Here is a 19,670-nt window from a genome sequence, read left to right as displayed (position 1 = left end):
CAGCTTGCGAGGGCCGCGACGGATTCCCGGGCCCGCGGCCGGCTACCTAACGTAATGTTACACACCGTAGCGCTCGCAGCACTCGTGCGCAAGCCGCGCCGCTAGAAATTCGGCCCCAGCGCGATCTTGGTGATCGTTCCGTTCCGGACGCCGATGCGCCATTCCGCCGAGCCGTTGGCGAACTGGGCGACATAGATGTCGCTGTCGAGCGCGGTGACGCCGTGGAACGAAACCGCGCGCAACGTGCCGAGCCGCGCCAGGATGGCCTGGTCGAACGGAAGCTGCTGCCGCGTGATGTTGGCAACCTCGGTCGTCATGTGGTCGTAGTCCGGCTGCCCCTTGCCGACGCCCGCGATGTACTGCCGCAGCATCGCCTCGCCATCGGCGATCGGAACCGCGCGACGCGCGGCGCGTCCCGGCCTGGCACCGAGGTTCGAGGCCTCGACATTATGGAAGCGCGTCTGCCGGCCCGGCACCAGGATCTCCATGCACTTCCCCGACTTGTCGGCAATGACCCATGGATTGTTCACGGTGGTCGTTGAGGCCCAGGTCATGTTTGACCGGACGATGCTCTGCGTCCGGCGATTGCCATCGGCGTCGAGATTGAAGATCCGAATGTCGTCGCCCAGCTCGTTATAGACCATGATCCGGATCGGCGAGGTGCCGGCGCGGCCGCGCACATTCGCCTCTTCCGAGCAGGGGACGATGCCGCCGAGCTCGTCATTGCCATCGGCACGAAAGATGACGTCGCCGGCCTTGCCGTCGGGCTCGAGCAGCACGCGGAATTCCGCCGTGCCGTTCTCGAACTTGGCGCCATAGATGTCGTAGCCACCGGGCCCGACGCCGCGGAAGAAAATCGTCTCGACCGCGCCGAGCGCTACGAAGGTCGCGCGCAATTCGTCGACCCGACGGTGGATGTTGGCGGCGAGCGGCGCGCTCATGCGATCATAGTTCGGCGTCCCGCGGCGCAGATCCTCGATTCCAGTCAGAATCGCTTCCTTGCTGCCCGCAGCCGGAACCTGCTCCCTGAACCTGTCGGGCACTTCCGCCAGGCGGCGCGCGAAGTCGGTCTCGATCGCCTGGGCCTCCGCCGCATCGATCCGCTGCGCGAGACGGGCGCCAGAGGTGGCGTTCTGGACCAGCACGCGCGAGACGCCGGCCGCGTCATCGCGCAGGAAGATCAGGAGATGATCGCCGTGGACGGAGAAGGCGTCGGTGCCCTCGGCAAGAACGGGCGCCCGGCCCTGCCCGGTCTCCTGCACCTGCAGACGATCGCCATCGCGCCGAACGGTGAGCACGCGGTTCGGCGCGATCTTGTACCAGCCGACATATTGATCGAGCGACACCGGATCGGTGGCCGGCGCCGGCATCTCGGCAACGCGAACGGCGCGCACGTCGCGGCCATTCATGCGCAGCGTCAACTCGGACGAGCGACGCTCTGCGTCGATCGGGAACGTGATCTCACCGAACGACGCCGCATAGGACGCAGTGCCGTCGTTGGTGACGGTCAGGCGCAGCCTGCGTTGCCCGGTGAGCTGCCCGTAGATCTCGTCGCCCTCGCGGAAGATGGCGAACACCGAGGCGGGGCCCATGGCGTAGAAATTGACGAACGGACGGTAATGCTCGGCCGGCACCTGGCCGATATCTGCGCCGGCGGGCACCGGATCCGGCGTGCGGTCGGCGATCATGCCGGCCGATACGACCACCACCGGCACGATCGCGGCCGCGATCCACAGCCGCTTGCGCCAACCGACCGCTGCGGGCATGGCGGCGGCCGCGATGATGCGTTCGACCCGCGCGCGCACGGTCGACATCTGCGCCATCGCAAGCTCCATCGGCCGCGGCTTCACGGAGGAAGCGACGTCGAGCAGGATTTCGGCATAGGACAGCCGGTCGTCGATCATCTCGATCGCCCGGGCGTCGCTGATGATCTCGGCGAGCTCGGCAAGCCGCGCCAGCTGCCACCAGGAGAACGGGCTGAACCAGAACACCGCTCGGTTGAGCGAGGCGAGCAACAGGACGTAGAAATCGCCATTGGCGACATGCGCGCCCTCATGGGCGAGCACCGCGAGGCGCTTCTTCGCATCCCAACGGAAAAACTGCGGCGGCACCAGGATGGTCGAGCCGAAGGTGACGGGGCCGCCGACGTCGCGGCTGACGCGCACATCGGCATCGATCATCTCGCGGCTTTTCACCGGCCTCGCCGCGCGCGCCAGACGCCAGGTCAGGCAGAGGCCGATGGCCAGTCGCAGCAGCAACAGGCCGGCGACGCAGGCATAGACGGTGGTGGCGACCATCCAGCAATTGATCGAGACGCCTGCCTTGACCGTCGGCGCGATCGCCGAAGCCGGCGCGATCGGCAGGGATGGCTGCGGTCGATCAGGCATCGCGAAGTCGGCCGGCCAGGCGTCGTCCGGCACCGGCACGGACAAAGGCATCCGGTCGAGGGTGAGCGTCGGCCAATGCATCACGAACGGCATCGCCAGCGATGCCAGCAGCACGACGACCCACGCCGTCATGTGGATGTGCGGATTGCGCACACGAAACAGGATGAGACCGATCCAGACGACGCCTCCCAGCGCGAAGGAGCGTAACGCCGCCTCAGCCAGAGCTGCGATCATTCTTTCTTCACTCCCCTTGCCTTCTTCGCCTTGGCCACCTGGTCGGCCAGCGCACGCAATTGCTGCTGGTCGAGCATCGCATTGTCCACCATGCCGACGAGGACCTCCTCCATCGAGCCGTTGCAGAACCAGTCGACGATGCGCTGCACCGCCTTGGCTGCAACGCGGGCCCGCTCTTCGGCCGCGTGGTAGACGTAGGTACGCCCGTCCACGGTGTGACGAGCATAGCCCTTTTCTTCCAGCCGGCGCAGCACCGTCCGCACCGTCGATTCCTTCAGGCGTCGCGATAGCCGCTCGCGCACGATTTCGGCCGTGACCGGCCCATGGGCCCATACCAATTGCATGACCTCGTGCTCGAGATCGCCCAGGTCGGGCAAACGATCGTCCATGTGGCTTACCTAACGGCTTGAGATTCTTGTAACGTTACGGACCGTCGCACATCAGGCGCGGGCAGACAACGGCGATTCCGGCGGAACCGGCCGGCCGCGGGCAGCTTGCCTGCGGCCCATCCTTCGAGACGCCCGCCTGCGGCGGGCCCTCAGGATGAGGTCGCGTTTGCAGCGAGATGCCAGACCCTCATGGTGAGGAGCCCGCCTAAGCGGGCGTCTCGAACCATGCAGGCCGAGCTCTCCCCTTTAGTACTTCGGCTCGTACATCTGCGACTGGATCAGGCCCTTGACATCGTTGGGCGCGGGTCCATCCGCGAGCCCGCGCTGATAGGCGACATCAGCGACGGCCACCGCGATGCGGGCCGAGACCTCGCGGATGCGGGGCAGCGCGGGATAGAGGCTGCCCTGATCGAGGTCCTCCTTGCCGACGCAATTGGCGAGCGTATGGGCCGCCGCCATGAACATCTCGTCGGTCACGAGCCGCGAGCGGCTGGCGATGACGCCGAGGCCGACGCCGGGGAAGATGTAGGAGTTGTTACCCTGGCGCGGCACAAAGGTGCGGCCGTTGAGCTTGACCGGATCATAGGGGCTGCCGCAGGCAAACAGCGCGCGGCCCTGGGTGTAACGATAGGCATCCTCCGCCGAGCACTCGGCCTTCGAGGTCGGGTTGGACAGCGCGAACACGATCGGCTGCTCGTTGAGCTCGGCCATCGCCTTGAGCACCTCGGGCGTGAAGGCGCCGCCCACCGCGGCAACGCCGATGATCGCCGTCGGCTTCAGCGTCTTGATCGCGGTGAGGAAGTCGGCGATCGGCGCCTGATCCTTATGGGCATAACGGAGCTTGTGGCCGTGCAAACCATCGCGGCCGCTGACGACGAGGCCGCGGGAATCCACCAGCCAGTTGCGCCGGAGCGCATCGGCTTCTGTTGCGCCCTCCGCCATCATGGCGGAGACGACGAGATCGGCGATACCGGTCGCAGCCTCGCCGGCGCCGAGGAACAGGATGCGCTGATCCCGGAGCTTGCCGCCACTCACCCGCAGCGCCGAAAACAGGCCTGCGAGCGCAACCGCTGCGGTGCCCTGGATGTCATCGTTGAAGACGCAGGCTTCATCCCGGTATTTGTGCAGCAGCTTGAACGCGGAATGGTTGGCGAAATCCTCGAACTGGATCAGCACATCGGGAAACGTTTTTCGCGCGGCTGTCATGAACTCGTCGACGAAGCTGTCATAGGCCTCCCCTGTGAGCCGTCGTTCGCGCAGACCGAGATAATAGGGATCGTTCAACAGCTCTTCGTTGTTGGTGCCGACGTCGAGCACGATCGGCAGGCAGTGCTCGGGATGCACACCGGCACAGGCAGAATAAAGCGAGAGCTTGCCGACAGGGATACCCATTCCGTTGGCGCCGAGATCGCCAAGTCCCAAAATCCGTTCGCCGTCAGTGACGACGATGAGTTTTGCGGGATTGGGCCAGTTCTTCAGGATGTCCGCGATCTGGCCGCGGTCGCGCGAGGAGATGAACATGCCGCGCGGCCGCTGGTAGATCAGGCCGTATTTCTGGCAGGCGAGCCCGACCGTCGGCGTGTAGATGATCGGCTGGATCTCGTCGATATTGTCGACCACGACGCGGAAGAACAGCGCCTCGTTGCGGTCATGCAGCGCGTTCAGCGCGACGAATTTTTCCAGATCTGTCGGCAGCGTGCGCAGATTAACGAGCACGCGCTCGACCTGCGTCTCCATCGTCAGCACGCAGGGCGGCAGCAGGCCGCGCAAGCCGAGCGTATCGCGCTCCTCTTCCGTGAAAGCGGTGCCCTTGTTGAGCAGGGGGTCGCGCAACAGCGTCATGCCGTGCGCGGAATCGGATAATGTCGAATGGGCGCTGACCCGAGCAGGTCTATTCACGAATTCCCCCAGGGAGTTTCTTATTGAAGGGCAGACATTGTCGGCCAGCGTTCCATCGAGATCAAGGACGTTGCCCCTTGCGCTGCGATTGTGATCTCGCACCGCAGCGAGATTTTCGCGAGAGACTGCGTTGCAGGCGGCGCAAAAGGTTAACGCCGCGGGGCAACTCGTGCCCCTCATGGTGAGGAGCGCGTCTTCGCGCGTCTCGAACCATGAAGGCCCCATATTGCCGGCGGCCATCCTTCGAGACGGCCGCTGCGCGGCCTCCTCAGGATGAGGAGCAGTGCTTGTGGCGCTGTACAGCTATTCCGGCTTGATGTCCGCGGCCTTCACGATCGGCCACCATTTCTCGGTCTCGGCCTTCTGGAAGGCGGCAAGCGCTGCGGGCGATTGCTGGTCCGCCGGCGGAATCTCCTGGCCCAGTTCGGCAAAGCGCTGCTTGACGGAAGCGTCGGCAAGGGCCGCGACAATGGCCGTGTTGAGCTTTGTGACAATCTCCTTCGGCGTGTTCTTCGGTGCCCAGATGCCGTGCCAATAGGAGATGTACAGGCCAGGCAGGCCCGCTTCGTCGACGGTCGGAATGTCGGGCGCGGATGCGAGCCGCGTCGGCGACGTCACCGCGAACGCCTTGATCGCCCCGTTCTTGTATTGCGGCAGCGAGTTCGAGGCCTGGTCGAACATGATATCGATCTGTCCGGCGACAAGGTCGATCATGGCGGGCCCCGCACCGCGATAGGGCACGAACTGGAAGTCGGTGCCGGTCTTCTCCTTGAAGAAGACACCCGCAACATGCGCGCCGGTGCCGGCGCCGGCGGTCCCCGCGGTGGCCTTGCCGGGATTGGCCTTTAGCCACGCAATCATCTCTTTCAGATTGTTGGCCTCGAGCGACTTCCGGCCGACGATCAGCTGCGTGCCCATCGCCACCAGCGCGACCGGCTCGAAATCGGCGACCACATCATACGGCAGCTTGAAGATCCCGCCGTTGAGCACATGGGTGCCCCAATGGCCGATGGTGATGGTGGTGCCGTCAGGCGTCGCACGCGCGACGCGCGCGCCCGCGATGCTGCCGGACGCGCCGGCGACGTTCTCGACCACGATCGTCGCATGCAGCCCGGCTGCGATCCGTTCCGACAGGATCCGCGCCAGCGTATCGGTCGGCCCGCCGGCGGCGAACGGGACCACCAGGGTGATAGGACGGGAGGGGAACGACTGGGCCTGGCCGGGTGCGCTCCACGCCGCACATCCGATCAACGCACACATGACGATTACATGACCGCGCAATCCGGCCCACAGCCCCCGCATCACCTACTCCCAAGCTTCTTCTCGCCCGCATGTCATCAGCGGACTGGAGGGTGAGTGAACGCTGCCGCGTGAACGGAGGCAAGCTGGAAATTTATCCCGCCGCCCGCCGCGGCGTCAGATTGGTCGCGACATCGGCCGGCGGCGCAACGTGCATCAAAATGGTCTGGGTGGCCGAGGCGACCTCGATGCCGTTCTGCTGAAAGCGCAGCTTCATGCGGCGGTTGAATTCGCGCTGGACCGGCCAGCGGCCGGCCTCGGTGCAACGGATTTGGCCGACGATCGACACCATGGCACCATCGACCTTGTCGATGCCCCAGAGTTCGAGGTCGCCGCGGATCAACGGTCGGAATTCCGTCTCGCGGCGCATCTCCTCGACGATGTCCTTGAGGATCTGGCCGGCCCGGTCGGTGTCTTCCTTGTAGGCGACATTGATACTAACGGAGGCATTGCCGGCGCCACGGCTGGCATTGGTGATGGTCGTCACCGCACTGAACGGCACGATGTGCACGGCGCCGTCGCCGGCGCGTAAGCGAATGGTGCGGATCGAGACGTTCTCGACCACGCCTGACAGGCCCGACACGCTGACGGTATCGCCGACCTGGACCGTGTTCTCCAGCAGCAGGAAAAGCCCAGTGATGAGATCCTGCACCAGCTTTTGCGAACCGAAGCCGATGGCAATGCCGACGATGCCGGCACCCGCGAGCAGCGGCGCGACATTGACGCCGATCTCGCTCAGTGCCGTGAGGCCGACGACGGTCGCGATCACGCACAGCAGTGCCGTCCGCAGCATCGGCTGGAAGGTTCGCAGCCGCGCGGCACGGGCATAATGTCCGTCGCGCAACAGCGTATTGATCTGCCGGTCCAGCAACGCGTTGCTGGCCTCCCAGACCGCCGCGGCGATGAACACCGCAACACCGATCGTCGCCACCGCCGAAATCAGCCGGCCGCCGATCTGGCCGCCATAGAACCAGACGATGGCATCGACGCCCCAGACCTCGAGCGCGGCGACGAAGCCGATGAAGGCGATCACGCCGGAGACAATCTTGCGCAGCAGCGGCAGATAGCGGTTGGCGCGGATCTCCAACCCCGGAAAACGATGGAGGATTTCCGGCTGGATGCGGAAGCCGCGATCGATCAGGCTCAGCGTCACCATGATCGCGACCCGCGTGATCAGCACCACCGCGATGGTGCCGACGAAATATTGCAGCAGCAGCGAATAGCCGTTGCGGATGTTCAACGCCCAGACCGCCCACAGCGCCAGATCGAGCGCGATGGCCAGATAATGCCAGCCGCCGGCGATGCGATTGCGCAGGCGCGCCGCAAGCCCCTGCCGATCCGCAGGCGCGCGGATGGCATCGGCGACCTGGCGGCGGCATTGCAGGATGATGACGACGACGAAGAGGTGCACGACCAGCATTACCATACGAATGAGCGCCGCGTAGCCGGCGCGATGCAGGCCGAGCAGCAGCGCGACGTTGGCGAACGCAATGCCGGTGACACTGACGCCGACGATGCGACGCGCCCAGATCTCGATATAGGCTGCCGTCTCTGCGCGCACCGGAAACAGGCCGAACGGGCCGGCCAGTGCACGGACGACGCAAATCAGCCCGCGCGAGAACGCATAGGCGTTGACGACGGCAAGGATCACGAGGCGGACGGTGGCGGGCTCGCCGATCTCCGTTCCAAGCAGTGCGGTCGCGCTGCCAACGAAAATGACCACCGGAAGCAGTTCGAGCAACAGCCGCCCCAGCACGAAGGGTAGCCGCAGCAACAGCTGCCAGACCCGCGCGAGGCTGTGCCTGCGCTTGTGCAATTCCGGCGATGGCGTGACATCGGCGACCGATGACGGTGGATCGGCAATGGGCAGCGCCTGTGCCGGCAGATGCGCGGTCTGCGGCACGCGCCCTTCGAGGAAGACGACCGGACGCCGGATCAGGCGGACGATCACCCATTCGGCCGCAAGCGCACAGCCGAACACCAGCGCCAGCTTCCAGGCGATCTCGATCAGGAGGTTGTAAGCGTCGGGATCATTCGCGGTGCGCACGATCCAGTAGTAGAATGCCGGAAAATGCGTGAGCGTCCGCGCCATGTCGGCAACATCGCGCGAGATCTCGCCGATCTGCTCGGACACCGTGAGCAGAAGCTGCGCGCCGAGGCCGTCCGCCGACAGCGGGATCGGTGACTTCTGCTCGGGCGCGGGTGCCGGCTGCTGTGGACCGGACGCATTCGCGATCGCGCGCAGCGTATCGATCATCTGGGCGCGCTTCTTGTCGTCCTGAAGCGTCTCCAGCGCCCGCCTGGCCTCGTCAGGCGACAGTGCGGCCGTGCCATTGGCGGCCGGCGCAGGCGGCCCTGCGTGAGTTGGGGAGAAAGACGAGATGGCGAGGAAGAGCGCTGCAAAAAGCGCCGAGACAAATTTGTGCGACACGCGGATTCCCCAAAATAAATGAAATGCGCCGGCGGAATCGTGACCGCGAAGCACTGCGTCATGTCGGATGGGGCTATTCGCCCCGATCATGTGTCGGAAGTTTGCCGATCAGGCGACCATCTCTTGGCATTTGCTGCAACGCAAATGTGATGGAACCGCGTCATGGTCAATGTCGCAAAAGCATGAGAAATTGCTGTGGGAATTCGGGGGCATCACATGACAGATTTCGATCGGCGCCGGCTCGTGCTTGCGGGAGCTGCGGTCCTGCTCGGCACGCGATCCGCGGTCGCACAGAGCGGACCCACCTTCACCTATCGCGGCATCACGGTCGACACCAGCGCCGCGCAGGGCCAGCCGAACATCAAGGAGGTCGTCGCATCGCTGAAGCATCAGATCGACATCGTCGTCGAATGCGGCGCCAAGCCCGCGATCATGACCTTCTTCAAAAGTCAGCCGGTCTCGGTCAAGCCCGGACAGGGCGACGGCGGCGGACACTTCTCATCCAAGGTCGAGGGCGTCACGGTTGACGCGGCCGTCGTTGCGCCGGAGAAGCCGGTGCTGCTGCACGAGCTGCTCCACGCCTATCATTTCCGCGTCCTGCCGGGCGCGCTGGAGAATCCGGACCTCGTGCGCTTCTACGGCATCGCCAGGCAGAACGAACTCTATCCGCCGGACTCCTACGTGCTGAAGAACGTACAGGAGTTCTTTGCGGTGACGGGAAGCCTCTACCTCTGGGGCAATGTCGACCGTCCCCCCAACGACCGCGCCACGCTGCACGAGAAGCAGCCGGTGTATTATCATTGGCTCGGTGATCTCTTCGGCGTGCAGAAGAAAGCATAGTCGACGCGCGAGGGTCCAAAACGCACAGCGCCGGGCAGGTAGGGGCTATGCCTCGCTGATGCAGCCCACTAAACCTTAACCCGGCGTGCCGTTCGCGGTTTCTGCCGCTATGCGATAGTCCGAACGAGCTCCATCGCACTTAACGCGGCTGGATCTGCGGAGGTGGAGTCATAGACCTCCCCTTGCTCATGATGTGGACGTTACGCGTCGCTTGTTTGCGACCGCATCGATGGTCCTCCCATGACATAAAACTGTCAAGCGGGATCGACCGCCTGAGGATCACATTTGCGGAGCGGTTCCGCGTCGACCGACCAGAGGATTTGTCCGCTGAAGTGAAGAGGCGCGATGGTGACATCATGCCCCTGTTTTGCCCGACGGGTCAAGTGATATTCGCTAATTCCGAATGTTGTTTGAGCCGGCGGTCAAGCCATTGATTTTGCGACCGTCGGCTACTGTGCATGGGGTTGTTTTCGAGAACCGGGAGAGCGGAGATCGTTCGGAGACGCGCCTTACCGCTTCCCCTTGCCTTCCTTCTCCAGCGCCTTGCGGACGTTCTCGAACTCCGCCGCCGAGGCCTTGTCGGCGCGCGGAAAGCGCAGATCCAGTTTCTCGAGCTCCGCGACGATGACGGAGCCGATCACCACGCGGGCGAACCATTTGTGGTCGGCGGGCACGACATACCACGGCGCATGCGGCGTTGCCGTGTGGCGCACGATGTCCTGGTAGACTGCCTGGTAGCGCGGCCACAGGGCGCGCTCCTTGATGTCGTCCATCGAGAACTTCCACTGCTTGGCCGGCTCCTCCAGCCGGTCGAGGAAACGCTGGCGCTGCTCCTCCTTGGAGAGGTTGAGGAAGAATTTCAGCACCACGGTGCCGTTGCGACTGAGATAGCGCTCGAAGGCGGAGATGTCCTCGAACCGCTCCTTCCAGATGTTCCTGGTGACGAGCTTTTGTGGCAGCTTCTCCTTGGCGAGGATCTCCGGGTGCACGCGCGTCACCAGGCATTCCTCGTAATGCGAGCGGTTGAAGATGCCGATATGGCCGCGCTCCGGCAGCGCGATGACGTGGCGCCAGAGGAAATCGTGATCGAGCTCCTTGCTGCTCGGTGCCTTGAAGGAAGACACCTCGCAGCCCTGCGGATTGATGCCCTCGAAGATCGCCTTGATCGCACTGTCCTTGCCGGCGGCATCCATCGCCTGGAACACGATCAACACCGACCAGCGGTCCTGGGCGTAGAGCTTCTCCTGGAACGCGACCAGCCGCTTCTTGTTGGCGTCGAGAATCTCCTGCGCCGCCTCCTTGTCCAGATCGCCCTTCTCGTTGGTCTTGTAGGTCTTCAGGTGGAACTTGCCGGACCCGTCATGCCGGAATGGCGTGATGTAGCGGTCAAGTTCCTGGGCGAGCGATTTGGACGGCTTTTTGCTCATGAGCGCGGGGCACCTTGCGTTGCGGCTTCAATCGGTCGAGCAGGCTACCAAGGATGCCCTTGGGAAGGAATATGATGAAAAGCACCAGCAGCACGCCGTAGACCAGGTTGTCCCAGCCGACCGCCTTGGTGCCGAAGCCGATGCGCAGGGTTTCCGCTAGCATGATGGTGATGACGGCGCCGACGGTCGGACCGAGCGAGACGAACAGACCGCCGACGATGGCCGCGAACACCATCTGCAGCGACACCGCGATGCCGGAGACGGTGTCGGGCGTGATGAACATCTGGTACTGGCAATAGATCGCGCCCGCCAGCGCCGTCATCACAGCGCTGATCAGCGTGATCTTCAGTTTCTCCGCGGTGACGTCGACGCCGGCGGCGGCAGCCGCGTCCTCGTCCTCCGAGATCGCCTCGAGCGCATAGCGGCTCATGCTGCGGTCGATCAGGTGCCAGACGACGATGCCGACGAGCCACACCGCCAGCGCGATCAAATACCAGGTGATCTTGTCGTCGAACTGCAGCGCCAGCAGCTTGTTGCCCGAGGCGCGGTTCGGCGTGTAGCCGAGCGAGCCGCCGGTATAGTCGCGCGTGGCCGTGATGACCTGGAGCACGATGCCGGAGAGCGCGAGCGTCACCAGCACGAAGTAATGCCCGGTGATGCGGAAGCGGAAGCAGGGATAGCCGACGATCAGCGCCAGCACGCCGGCCGCGACCATGCCGATGGGGATGCCGATCCAGGGCGACAGGCCCAGATGATTCCACAGCAGCGCGGTGACATAGGCACCGATCCCCATGAAGCCGCCGTGGCCGAGCGAGACCAGGCCGAACCGCCCCATCATCGACCACGACGTGTAGGCGAATGACCAGATCAGGATCAGCACCAGGATGTGCAGATGATAGGGATCGCGATACACGAACGGCAGCGCGACCAGCGCGGCCAGTCCTATCCCCCAAGCCACGAGCCGGCCCTGCCGCGTCATCGGCGCCTCGCGAGCAGGCCCGCGGGCCGGATGAACATCATGACGATGAAGAAGGCGAAGGCGAGCACGTAGCCCCATTCGAGATCGGAGAACAGGCCGCCGAGCGAGATGATCTCGGCGAACACGAAGGCCGCGATGAAGCCGCCGATGAAATTGCCGAGCCCCCCGAGCACGCAGATCAGGAAGGTGATCGGCCCGAAGGAGAGGCCGACAAAGGGGTGCACGTCGTATTGCAGCACCAGCAGACAAGCGGCGAGCCCGGCCAGCCCGCCGCCGATCGCGGACGTGATGAGATAGATCCTCTTCGTATCGACACCCATCAGCGCCATGATCTGCCGGTCCTGCGAGATGGCGCGGATCGCGGTGCCGGTGAAGGTTCGCGTCATGAACAGATAGACCGCGACCATGCCGACCAGCGCGGCCAGAAACGACAGCAGGCGTGCGTAGCTGAAGTTCATGTCGCCGAAGGCGAGCACCGGCAGGCGGATGCCGAGGTTACGGAAGTCGATGCCGAAGGCGACGGTGGCGAAGCTCTGCAGCACGAACAGCACGCCGCCGGTTGCGAGCAGCTGGTTGATCGGCGGCGCCGTCAACAACGGCGCGATCACGAGATAATGCAGCAATGCGCCGAGGATCGCGACCAGCAGAATGGTCAGCGGTGCGGCGATGAAATAGCTGATGCCGTAATACTGCACCAGGAAATACATCGCGTACATGCCGATCATCACGAGCTCGGCGTAGCAGATCCAGGTCACGTCGATGACGCCGAAGATCAGGTTCAGCCCGAGCGCGAGCAGCGCCAGCACGCCGCCGAGCAGGATGCCGTTGATCACGGCCTCCAGCAGATAGATGTCGAAAATGTCCAGGAAACCCTGCATATGCTCCTCACACCCCGAGATACGCTTCCTTGACCGTGTCGCTCGCCAGCATCTCGGCCGAGGTGCCTGAGGCGCGGATCGTGCCGGCCTCGATCAGATAGGCCCGGTCGACCACGCGCAGCACCTGCTGCACGTTCTGCTCGACGATCAGCACCGTCAGCCCGCGGCCGCGGATCCGCTTCACCAGCTCGAACACCTGCTGCACCACGACCGGCGCCAGCCCCGCCGATGGTTCATCGAGCAGCAGAAGTTTTGGATTGGACATCAGCGCGCGGCCGATTGCGCACATCTGCTGCTCGCCGCCGGACATGGTGCCGGCCATCTGATGGCGGCGCTCTTTCAGCCGCGGAAACAGGTCGAACACGACCTCCAGCCGCTCGGCGTATTTCCCGCGCGCCTCCTTCATGAAGGCGCCCATCTTGAGATTGTCATCGACCGAGAGCTGCGGAAACAGCCGCCGGTTCTCCGGCACATGTGCAATCCCGAGGCTGACGATCTTGTGCGGCGGCGTTGCGATGACATCGACGCCTTCCATGGCGATCGACCCGCGCGAGGGACGGATCAGGCCGGAGATGACGCGCATCAGCGTGGTCTTGCCGGCGCCGTTCGGACCGATCACGCCCACGGCCTCACCGGCCCTTACGTCGAGATTGACGTCGAACAGCGCCTGGAACGTGCCATAGCCGGCATTGACACCGCGAAGCTCCAGCATCATTGGCCTCCCGCACGGCGGCGCGCTTCGGCGGCCGCAGCCTGCGTGGTCTCGGCATCGGTGCCGAGATAGACCTCGATGACGCGCGGATCGCCGGCAACCGCGCTCGGCAGGCCTTCCGAGATTTTTTCGCCGTGATCGAGCACCATGACGCGGTCGACGACGCGCATCAGCACGCCCATGATGTGCTCGACCCAGATGATGGTGATACCGAGCTCGTCGCGGATGTTGCGCAGCATGTCGGCCGCCTGGCCCATCTCGGTCTCGTCGAGACCGCCGAGACTCTCATCGGCAAGCAGAAGTTTTGGCGCGGTGGCGAGCGCTTTCGCGAGTTCGAGCTTCTTCAAGCCGGCCGCGCCCAGGCCGTCGACGCTAGCGTGGCGATCGGTCGGCAAGCCTACCATGGCGAGCGAGCGCTCCGCCGCCTCCTCGGCCTTGACGCGGCTGTGGCGGCCCTGGCCATAGAAGCCGGCCAGCGCGACGTTCTCGAAAATGGTCAGCCGCCGAAACGGCCGCGGGATCTGGAAGGTGCGGCCGATGCCGCGGTTGATGATCCGGTGCGGCGCCAGCCCCGCGATCTCCGAGCCATCGAACAGGATCGATCCTGAGCTTGGCGCCAGCGTGCCGGAGAGCATGTTGAAGATCGTGCTCTTGCCCGAGCCGTTGGGACCGATCAGGCCAAGGATCTCGCCCTGCTCGACCCTAAACGACACGTTGTTGACAGCGGTGAAGCCGCCAAACCGCTTCACCAATCCGCTGACCTCCAGCACCGCCCCCGCTCCGCTGCTACTGGTTGCTGTAGGTGGTGCCCTTCGGCAGCGGCAGCACGGCTTCGCGCTGCGCCTGGCTTTTGGGCCACACCACCGAGGACTTGTCGTCGATATACTGGATCACGACCGGGAACGAGCGCTCGTTCTGGCCCGCCATCGGTGTGCCCTCGCCGTAGAACTTGACGCCGAAGCCGAGCATGGTGCCACCCTCGGGGATGTCGGTGTCGAGCGACGCCTTGCGCAGCGCCTCGGGATCGACCCCGCCATACTTCTTGATGGCGCGCGGCAGGACGTCATCCATGAACACGTAGGTGTTGGACGCGCCGATGCCGACATGGGCGGAGCGGATGGCAACGCCCGGCTTGATCTTGTCGAACTCCTCGCCGACCATCTTGATGACCGGCGCAAGCTTCGGGTTCATCGTCTTCTGGTTGGCGAGCCAGATCGAGATCGGATCGGTGTTGAAGATGAAGCTCGCGTCGGCACCCATCCCTTCCTTCAGCTTTTCGTAGACGCCGTAGCCGGCGCCGTGGCCGACGAGGGCTGCAAACTTCAGGCCCTGCTCGCGCGCCTGCCGCAGCAACAGCGTGATGTCAGGGTTGTAGCCGGTGTGGAAAATCACGTCGGGCTTGGCGCGCTTCAGCTTGGTCACCAGCGCCGAGAGATCCGGTGCGGTCGCCGAATAGCCCTCCTTCATCACGACGTTGAAGCCCGCCTTTTTCGCGCCGGCCTCGTTGCCCTTGGAGACGTCGACGCCGTAGGAACCGTCCTCGTGGATGATGGCGACGCGGAGATCCTTCGGCTCCTTGCCGAGTTTCGATTGGGCATTCTGTGCAATGAAATCCATCGTCATCGCACCGAACTGGTCGCCGCTCGCCTGCGGGCGGAAGACATATTTGTAGTTCTTGTCGGCGAACACGGCGGACGAGATGCAGGTCGTCATCCACATGAACTTCTTCAGCTGCTCGACACGGGCAGCGACCGGCACACATTGCGCCGAGGAGAAGAAGCCGAGCACCATGTCGACCTTCTCCTGCTCGAGCAGGCGGACGGATTCGTTGATGGCGATGTCGGGCTTGCTCTGCGCGTCGGCGTAGACCGCCTCGACCTTGTAGCCCTCGACGCCTGTCTTGCTGAAATGATCGAGGATGATCTTGGTGCCGAGATATTCGAGCTCGGAGCCGCCGCCCGCGAGCGGGCCGGTCAGGTCGAAAATCACGCCGATCTTGATTTTCTTGTCTTGAGCTTGGGCCGAAACCGTCAAACCCATCGCAGCGATTGCGATCAACAGCCCACGTACCAAGCGGGCAGCCATGCGCGGGCGCATCTAAACCTCCCTGGACGATTGTGCATTGCAATTTTTTGTTTTGCTTTTGCACCCATCACATGGGTTGGGGCGCGCGATGTCAAGCCTCGCGCCTCAGCGCGGGGCGAACTGCTGCGCGATGAAGGCCGTGACAAATCGCGGCATGGTCGGCGTGAGATCATCCATTCCGCGCACGAGATGGATGGCCGAAAGCTCCGGCTCGTCCTGGCGCGCCAGATTGGCTTCGATCCGCGCGCGAGCCGCCTCACCCGGCATATCCAGGTTGAGGATCTGGATCATGGCAAGTGCGCTGCCGGTGACGACACAGTGCCAGTCCGCCTCCGCCGAATAATCGGCGGGGAGCAGACCGGTCTCCTCCTCGAGCTCGCGGACGACGCTGCCGGGAATGTCGAGCGTGTCGCCCCTGACATCATCGAGGTCGGGCGTGCCTGACGCGAAGTAGATGCGTCCCGCATTGGCGGTGTGATGTGCCATCTCGCCCATTACGAAGGCGCCATCGGAGGTGCGCAGCGCGGCCATGCCGAACCCGTTGAACACGGCCGGATCGGGAAAGCCCCAATCGCGCCAGGCCAGGAAGCTGGCGAAATCGGTCTCGAAATAGGTCGCAGCGAGATGACCGTCGGTGAAGACGGCATCGCGTCCGAGCAGAACCCGGCCGTTCCAGATTTTCGGCCGCGCGCGTTGCTGCTCGGCGAAATGCGCCTCGATCTCGGCGCGCCGCTCTTCGGCGAACGGCCAGACGACGGGGCGCACGGCAAGCTCGAGCGTCGAGACGCGATGAATGGTGGGTGACGTCATGACGTCTGATTACCAGGCCTTCGCGTCAGTTATTTGGCGCTCCCCGTGGTCTTCTTGGCCTGGTCGACAAACTTGTTGGTAAAAGTCTTGCTGACGTCGATTTTGGCGTTGGCCACCTCGGGCGAACCGACGCTGAACACCGCCAGCACGGCATCGGCGCCCTTCGGATCCATCTTACCGGTCTCGGAGAACATCGGGATCGTGTTCTTCAGCGCGGCGAGATAAAGCTCCTTGTTCTTGCCGACCATCTCGTCCGGCATCTTGGCCATGATCTCTTCGGGCGAATGCGAATGGATCCAGGCGATCGTGGCGAGCATCGCATTGGTCAGCGCCTGCGTCTCCTTCTCGTGTCCGTTGATCCAGGCCACGGTCGAGTACAGCGCACCACCCGGATATTCGCCGCCGAAGGTCTCGAGCGTATCCTTCTGGGTCCGCGTGTCGCTGAGGATGCGCAAATCCTTGTGGGTGCCCTGGAGCACGGTGACGGAGGGATCGAGCATCACCGCGGCGTCGATCTGACCCTGCTCCATCGCAGCCACGGCCGTGGCGCCGAGGCCAACGCCGATCACGGCGGTGCCGGCCGGATCGAGCCCGTTCTTCTTCAGGAGATATTTTAGGAAGAAGTCGGTGGAGGAGCCCGGCGCGCTGACGCCGACCTTCTTGCCGGCGAGATCCTTGACCGACTTGATGTCTCCCGTGTGCGAGGGGGCGACGACCAGCACGAGCCCGGGATAGCGGTCATAGACCACGAAAGCCTGCAGCTCCTGCTTCTTGGCCGCCAGGTTGACGCAATGGTCGAAATAGCCGGACACCACGTCGGCGCTGCCGCCGAGCACGGCCTTGAGTGCGTCCGAGCCGCCCTTGAGGTCGACCAGCTCGACATTGAGGCCGGCCTTCTCGTACTCGCCGAGCTGCTTGGCCAGCACCGTCGGCAAATAGCACAGGCAGGCGCCGCCACCGATCGCGATGGTGACCTTGCTTTGCGCTGCCACAAAACCGGTGGTGAGCGTCAGCGCGAGCAGCGCGCTGGCGAGCCTGGCAATCGTGTTCTTCATTGGTTTCCTCCGTTCGGCTGGCGGCACCATAGAGCAGCGGGACTGGCTTGAGAAGCACCGCTTAAGTGGCACTGGCCATTGGCCTTTCGGCGCAATAGCATGCCCACACAACAACCATTCCTGATGGGGAGAATCGTCCATGAATCGCCTTGCTGCCGGGCTGTCGATCACTGCCGCCTTTATCGCCGGATGCGGCGCGACCCACTTGCTCCGGCCGGCACTGGCCGCCGAGAGCATCGCCCCGCAGATCATCCATACCAGCGAGATGGAAGGCGACGCGCTAGGGGACGCCAACAAAGTCGGCTACCGCTCCAAGACCTTCATGACCGCTGACGGCGCCACCGTGTCGATCCAGGTCGGCAATGTGCCGAAGCACCTGCATTCCAACACCAACGAGATCCAGTACATTCTGGAGGGCACCGGTACGATCTGGTTCGGTGACAAGGAGGTCACGGTGAAGCCCGGCGACCTCGTCATTATCCCCAAGGGCACGCCGCATGGCGGCACCAAGCCGATCACCGGCCAGGTCAAGGCGATCGCGATCAAGACGCCGCCGCAGGCACCTGACGATACCAAGCTGCTGGATTAAGCGTTCGTTGCTTCCGGGCTCGCGCTTGCGCGCGGGCCCCCGGCGGTTAGCCGCGCCCATCCACCGTCGGCCGCCAGACCAGCAGGCGACGCTCCACCAACGTCACCCCGTAATCGATCAGGATGACGAAGGCTGACAGCACGAACATTCCGGCGAACACACCCGCGACGTCGAACACGCCTTCGGCCTGCTGGATCAGATAGCCTAGCCCTGCGGCCGATCCCAGATATTCGCCGACGACGGCGCCGACCACAGCGAAGCCGACCGAGGTGTGCAGCGAGGAGAACATCCACGACAGCGCCGACGGCCAATAGACATGCCGCATCAGCTGCCCTTCGCTCATGCCGAGCATGCGGCCATTGTCGAGCACGGTGCGGCTGACTTCCTTGACGCCCTGATAGACGTTGAAGAACACGATGAAGAACACCAGCGTTACGCCGAGCGCGACCTTGGACCAGATGCCAAGCCCCAGCCACAGCGCGAAGATCGGCGCCAGCACCACCCGTGGCAGCGCGTTGACCATCTTCACGTAAGGGTCGAACACCGCGGCAACCAACGGCTGGCGTGCGAACCAGAAGCCAATGAGGACGCCGCCGAGCGAGCCGATCACGAAGGCCAGGATCGATTCCACCAGCGTGATCCAGAGATGCTTCCAGATCACGCCAGAGGCGAACCATTTGACGATCTGCTCGAACACGTCGACCGGATTGGAGAAGAAGAACGGCGGCAGCAGGATCTTGCCGAACAAGGGCACGGTCGACAGCAACTGCCACAGCACGATGCAGACGATCGCGACCAGGATTTGCAGCGCAAGCAGCGTGACGCGCGACATCAGACCGCCTCCGCCGCGTGGGTGGATTGCGCGTAGCCCTTCATCACCTCGTCCTTGAGCACGCTCCAGATCTCGCGATGCAGCGCATGGAACTCCTTGTCCATCCGCACCTCGAAGATGTCGCGCGGGCGGGCGAGCGTCACGCGCCAGGCGCCGATGATGCGCGAGGACGGCCCCGCCGACATGATCACGACGCGGTCAGCGAGTGCGATCGCCTCTTCGAGATCATGGGTGACGAACAGCACGGCCTTGCGGTCGGCATTCCACAAGTCGAGCAGCAGATTGCCCATGACCTGGCGCGTCTGCGCATCGAGCGGCCCGAACGGCTCGTCCATCAGCAGGATCTTTGGGTCGCGGATCAGCACTTGCGCGAGCGCCACACGCTTGCGCTGGCCGCCGGAGAGCATGTGCGGATAGCGGCCCGCAAAGGCGCCGAGACCCACTGAGGTGAGCCACTTTTGCGCCTGCGGCAGCGCCTCGGCGCGCGGCGTGCCCTTGATCTCGAGCCCGATCGCGACATTGTCCAGCGCCGTCTTCCAGGGGAACAGCGCATCGGCCTGGAACAGATAGCCGGCATCCCGGTTCAGCCCGGCGAGCGGCCGATCAAAAATCTTGACACTGCCGGCGGCCGGCTTCAGCAGCCCTGCGGCGACATTGAGCAGCGTGGATTTTCCGCAGCCGGTCGGGCCGACAATGGCGACGAACTCGCCCTGCGCGACCGCGAGATGGGCCTTCTCCACCGCCGTATAGACCCGCCCGTCCCCCAGCCGGAACGCAACCTTGGCATCTTCCAGCGCCACCGCCGTTGGCGTTGTCATGTGTTT

The 19,670-nt window shown here is 64.2% G+C and carries 17 protein-coding genes; 2 read left to right on the top strand and 15 right to left on the bottom strand.

Going from position 1 to position 19,670, the window contains the following annotated elements; genetic code table 11:
- Nucleotides 1–101: 101 nt before the first annotated feature.
- The 5 genes from FXB40_RS44280 to FXB40_RS44260 form a co-directional block, all read right to left on the bottom strand.
- Nucleotides 102–2,621, bottom strand: coding sequence for a M56 family metallopeptidase (locus tag FXB40_RS44280; protein WP_148778530.1), 2,520 nt, complete (start codon nucleotides 2,619–2,621; stop codon nucleotides 102–104).
- Entirely contained in the window at nucleotides 2,618–3,010 is a 393-nt protein-coding gene (locus FXB40_RS44275) for a BlaI/MecI/CopY family transcriptional regulator (protein ID WP_148753097.1), read from the bottom strand. Before FXB40_RS44275 ends, FXB40_RS44280 begins: the two co-directional genes overlap by 4 nt.
- 246 nt (nucleotides 3,011–3,256) lie before the next feature.
- The gene (locus FXB40_RS44270) at nucleotides 3,257–4,909 is read right to left on the bottom strand and encodes an NAD-dependent malic enzyme (protein ID WP_148778529.1); all 1,653 of its coding nucleotides are present in this window, start codon (nucleotides 4,907–4,909) and stop codon (nucleotides 3,257–3,259) included.
- 303 nt (nucleotides 4,910–5,212) lie between these two features.
- Nucleotides 5,213–6,211, bottom strand: coding sequence for a tripartite tricarboxylate transporter substrate-binding protein (locus FXB40_RS44265; protein ID WP_148778528.1), 999 nt, complete (start codon nucleotides 6,209–6,211; stop codon nucleotides 5,213–5,215).
- 91 nt (nucleotides 6,212–6,302) lie between these two features.
- A complete protein-coding gene (locus FXB40_RS44260; protein ID WP_187437558.1) occupies nucleotides 6,303–8,639 on the bottom strand; it encodes a mechanosensitive ion channel domain-containing protein in 2,337 nt (778 codons plus the stop codon).
- A 216-nt stretch (nucleotides 8,640–8,855) separates the two neighbouring features.
- Between FXB40_RS44260 and FXB40_RS44255 the strand changes: the two genes are divergently transcribed.
- Nucleotides 8,856–9,479: a hypothetical protein gene (locus FXB40_RS44255; RefSeq protein WP_148778527.1), complete on the top strand. Its 624-nt coding sequence runs from the start codon at nucleotides 8,856–8,858 to the stop codon at nucleotides 9,477–9,479.
- A gap of 509 nt (nucleotides 9,480–9,988) precedes the next feature.
- Here FXB40_RS44255 and FXB40_RS44250 read toward each other — a convergent pair.
- The 8 genes from FXB40_RS44250 to FXB40_RS44215 all read right to left on the bottom strand — a co-directional run bounded on the left by FXB40_RS44250 (nucleotide 9,989) and on the right by FXB40_RS44215 (nucleotide 17,425).
- On the bottom strand, nucleotides 9,989–10,906 hold the full coding sequence (locus FXB40_RS44250) for a polyphosphate kinase 2 family protein (protein WP_148778526.1): 918 nt from the start codon (nucleotides 10,904–10,906) through the stop codon (nucleotides 9,989–9,991).
- The gene (locus tag FXB40_RS44245) at nucleotides 10,866–11,885 is read right to left on the bottom strand and encodes a branched-chain amino acid ABC transporter permease (protein ID WP_148778525.1); all 1,020 of its coding nucleotides are present in this window, start codon (nucleotides 11,883–11,885) and stop codon (nucleotides 10,866–10,868) included. Before FXB40_RS44245 ends, FXB40_RS44250 begins: the two co-directional genes overlap by 41 nt.
- The gene (locus FXB40_RS44240; RefSeq protein WP_148778524.1) at nucleotides 11,882–12,763 is read right to left on the bottom strand and encodes a branched-chain amino acid ABC transporter permease; all 882 of its coding nucleotides are present in this window, start codon (nucleotides 12,761–12,763) and stop codon (nucleotides 11,882–11,884) included. Before FXB40_RS44240 ends, FXB40_RS44245 begins: the two co-directional genes overlap by 4 nt.
- A gap of 7 nt (nucleotides 12,764–12,770) precedes the next feature.
- Nucleotides 12,771–13,475 (bottom strand): ABC transporter ATP-binding protein, encoded by a 705-nt coding sequence (locus FXB40_RS44235; RefSeq protein ID WP_148778523.1) that lies wholly within the window; start codon nucleotides 13,473–13,475, stop codon nucleotides 12,771–12,773.
- Entirely contained in the window at nucleotides 13,475–14,245 is a 771-nt protein-coding gene (locus FXB40_RS44230; protein ID WP_148778522.1) for an ABC transporter ATP-binding protein, read from the bottom strand. The genes FXB40_RS44235 and FXB40_RS44230 overlap by 1 nt, the downstream gene beginning before the upstream one ends.
- A gap of 16 nt (nucleotides 14,246–14,261) precedes the next feature.
- Nucleotides 14,262–15,572 carry an ABC transporter substrate-binding protein gene (locus tag FXB40_RS44225; protein ID WP_148778521.1) on the bottom strand — a complete coding sequence of 437 codons (1,311 nt, stop codon included), beginning with the start codon at nucleotides 15,570–15,572 and terminating at the stop codon, nucleotides 14,262–14,264.
- A gap of 93 nt (nucleotides 15,573–15,665) precedes the next feature.
- Nucleotides 15,666–16,370: an NUDIX hydrolase gene (locus FXB40_RS44220; protein WP_148778520.1), complete on the bottom strand. Its 705-nt coding sequence runs from the start codon at nucleotides 16,368–16,370 to the stop codon at nucleotides 15,666–15,668.
- Between the two features lie 29 nt (nucleotides 16,371–16,399).
- The gene (locus tag FXB40_RS44215) at nucleotides 16,400–17,425 is read right to left on the bottom strand and encodes an ABC transporter substrate-binding protein (RefSeq protein ID WP_187437557.1); all 1,026 of its coding nucleotides are present in this window, start codon (nucleotides 17,423–17,425) and stop codon (nucleotides 16,400–16,402) included.
- A 139-nt stretch (nucleotides 17,426–17,564) separates the two neighbouring features.
- On the opposite strand from FXB40_RS44215, the gene FXB40_RS44210 reads away from it, so the two are divergent.
- The gene (locus FXB40_RS44210; RefSeq protein ID WP_148778518.1) at nucleotides 17,565–18,014 is read left to right on the top strand and encodes a cupin domain-containing protein; all 450 of its coding nucleotides are present in this window, start codon (nucleotides 17,565–17,567) and stop codon (nucleotides 18,012–18,014) included.
- Between the two features lie 46 nt (nucleotides 18,015–18,060).
- On the opposite strand, the gene FXB40_RS44205 is transcribed toward FXB40_RS44210, so the two are convergent.
- Nucleotides 18,061–18,846 (bottom strand): ABC transporter permease, encoded by a 786-nt coding sequence (locus tag FXB40_RS44205; RefSeq protein WP_148778517.1) that lies wholly within the window; start codon nucleotides 18,844–18,846, stop codon nucleotides 18,061–18,063.
- On the bottom strand, nucleotides 18,846–19,664 hold the full coding sequence (locus FXB40_RS44200) for an ABC transporter ATP-binding protein (protein ID WP_148778516.1): 819 nt from the start codon (nucleotides 19,662–19,664) through the stop codon (nucleotides 18,846–18,848). The genes FXB40_RS44205 and FXB40_RS44200 overlap by 1 nt, the downstream gene beginning before the upstream one ends.
- Between the last annotated feature and the right edge of the window lie 6 nt (nucleotides 19,665–19,670).

This window comes from Bradyrhizobium rifense (genome assembly GCF_008123425.1).
Lineage (GTDB): Bacteria > Pseudomonadota > Alphaproteobacteria > Rhizobiales > Xanthobacteraceae > Bradyrhizobium > Bradyrhizobium rifense.
The sequence above is the reverse complement of the archived record's forward strand: the minus strand, read 5'-3'. Positions and strand labels throughout refer to the sequence as shown.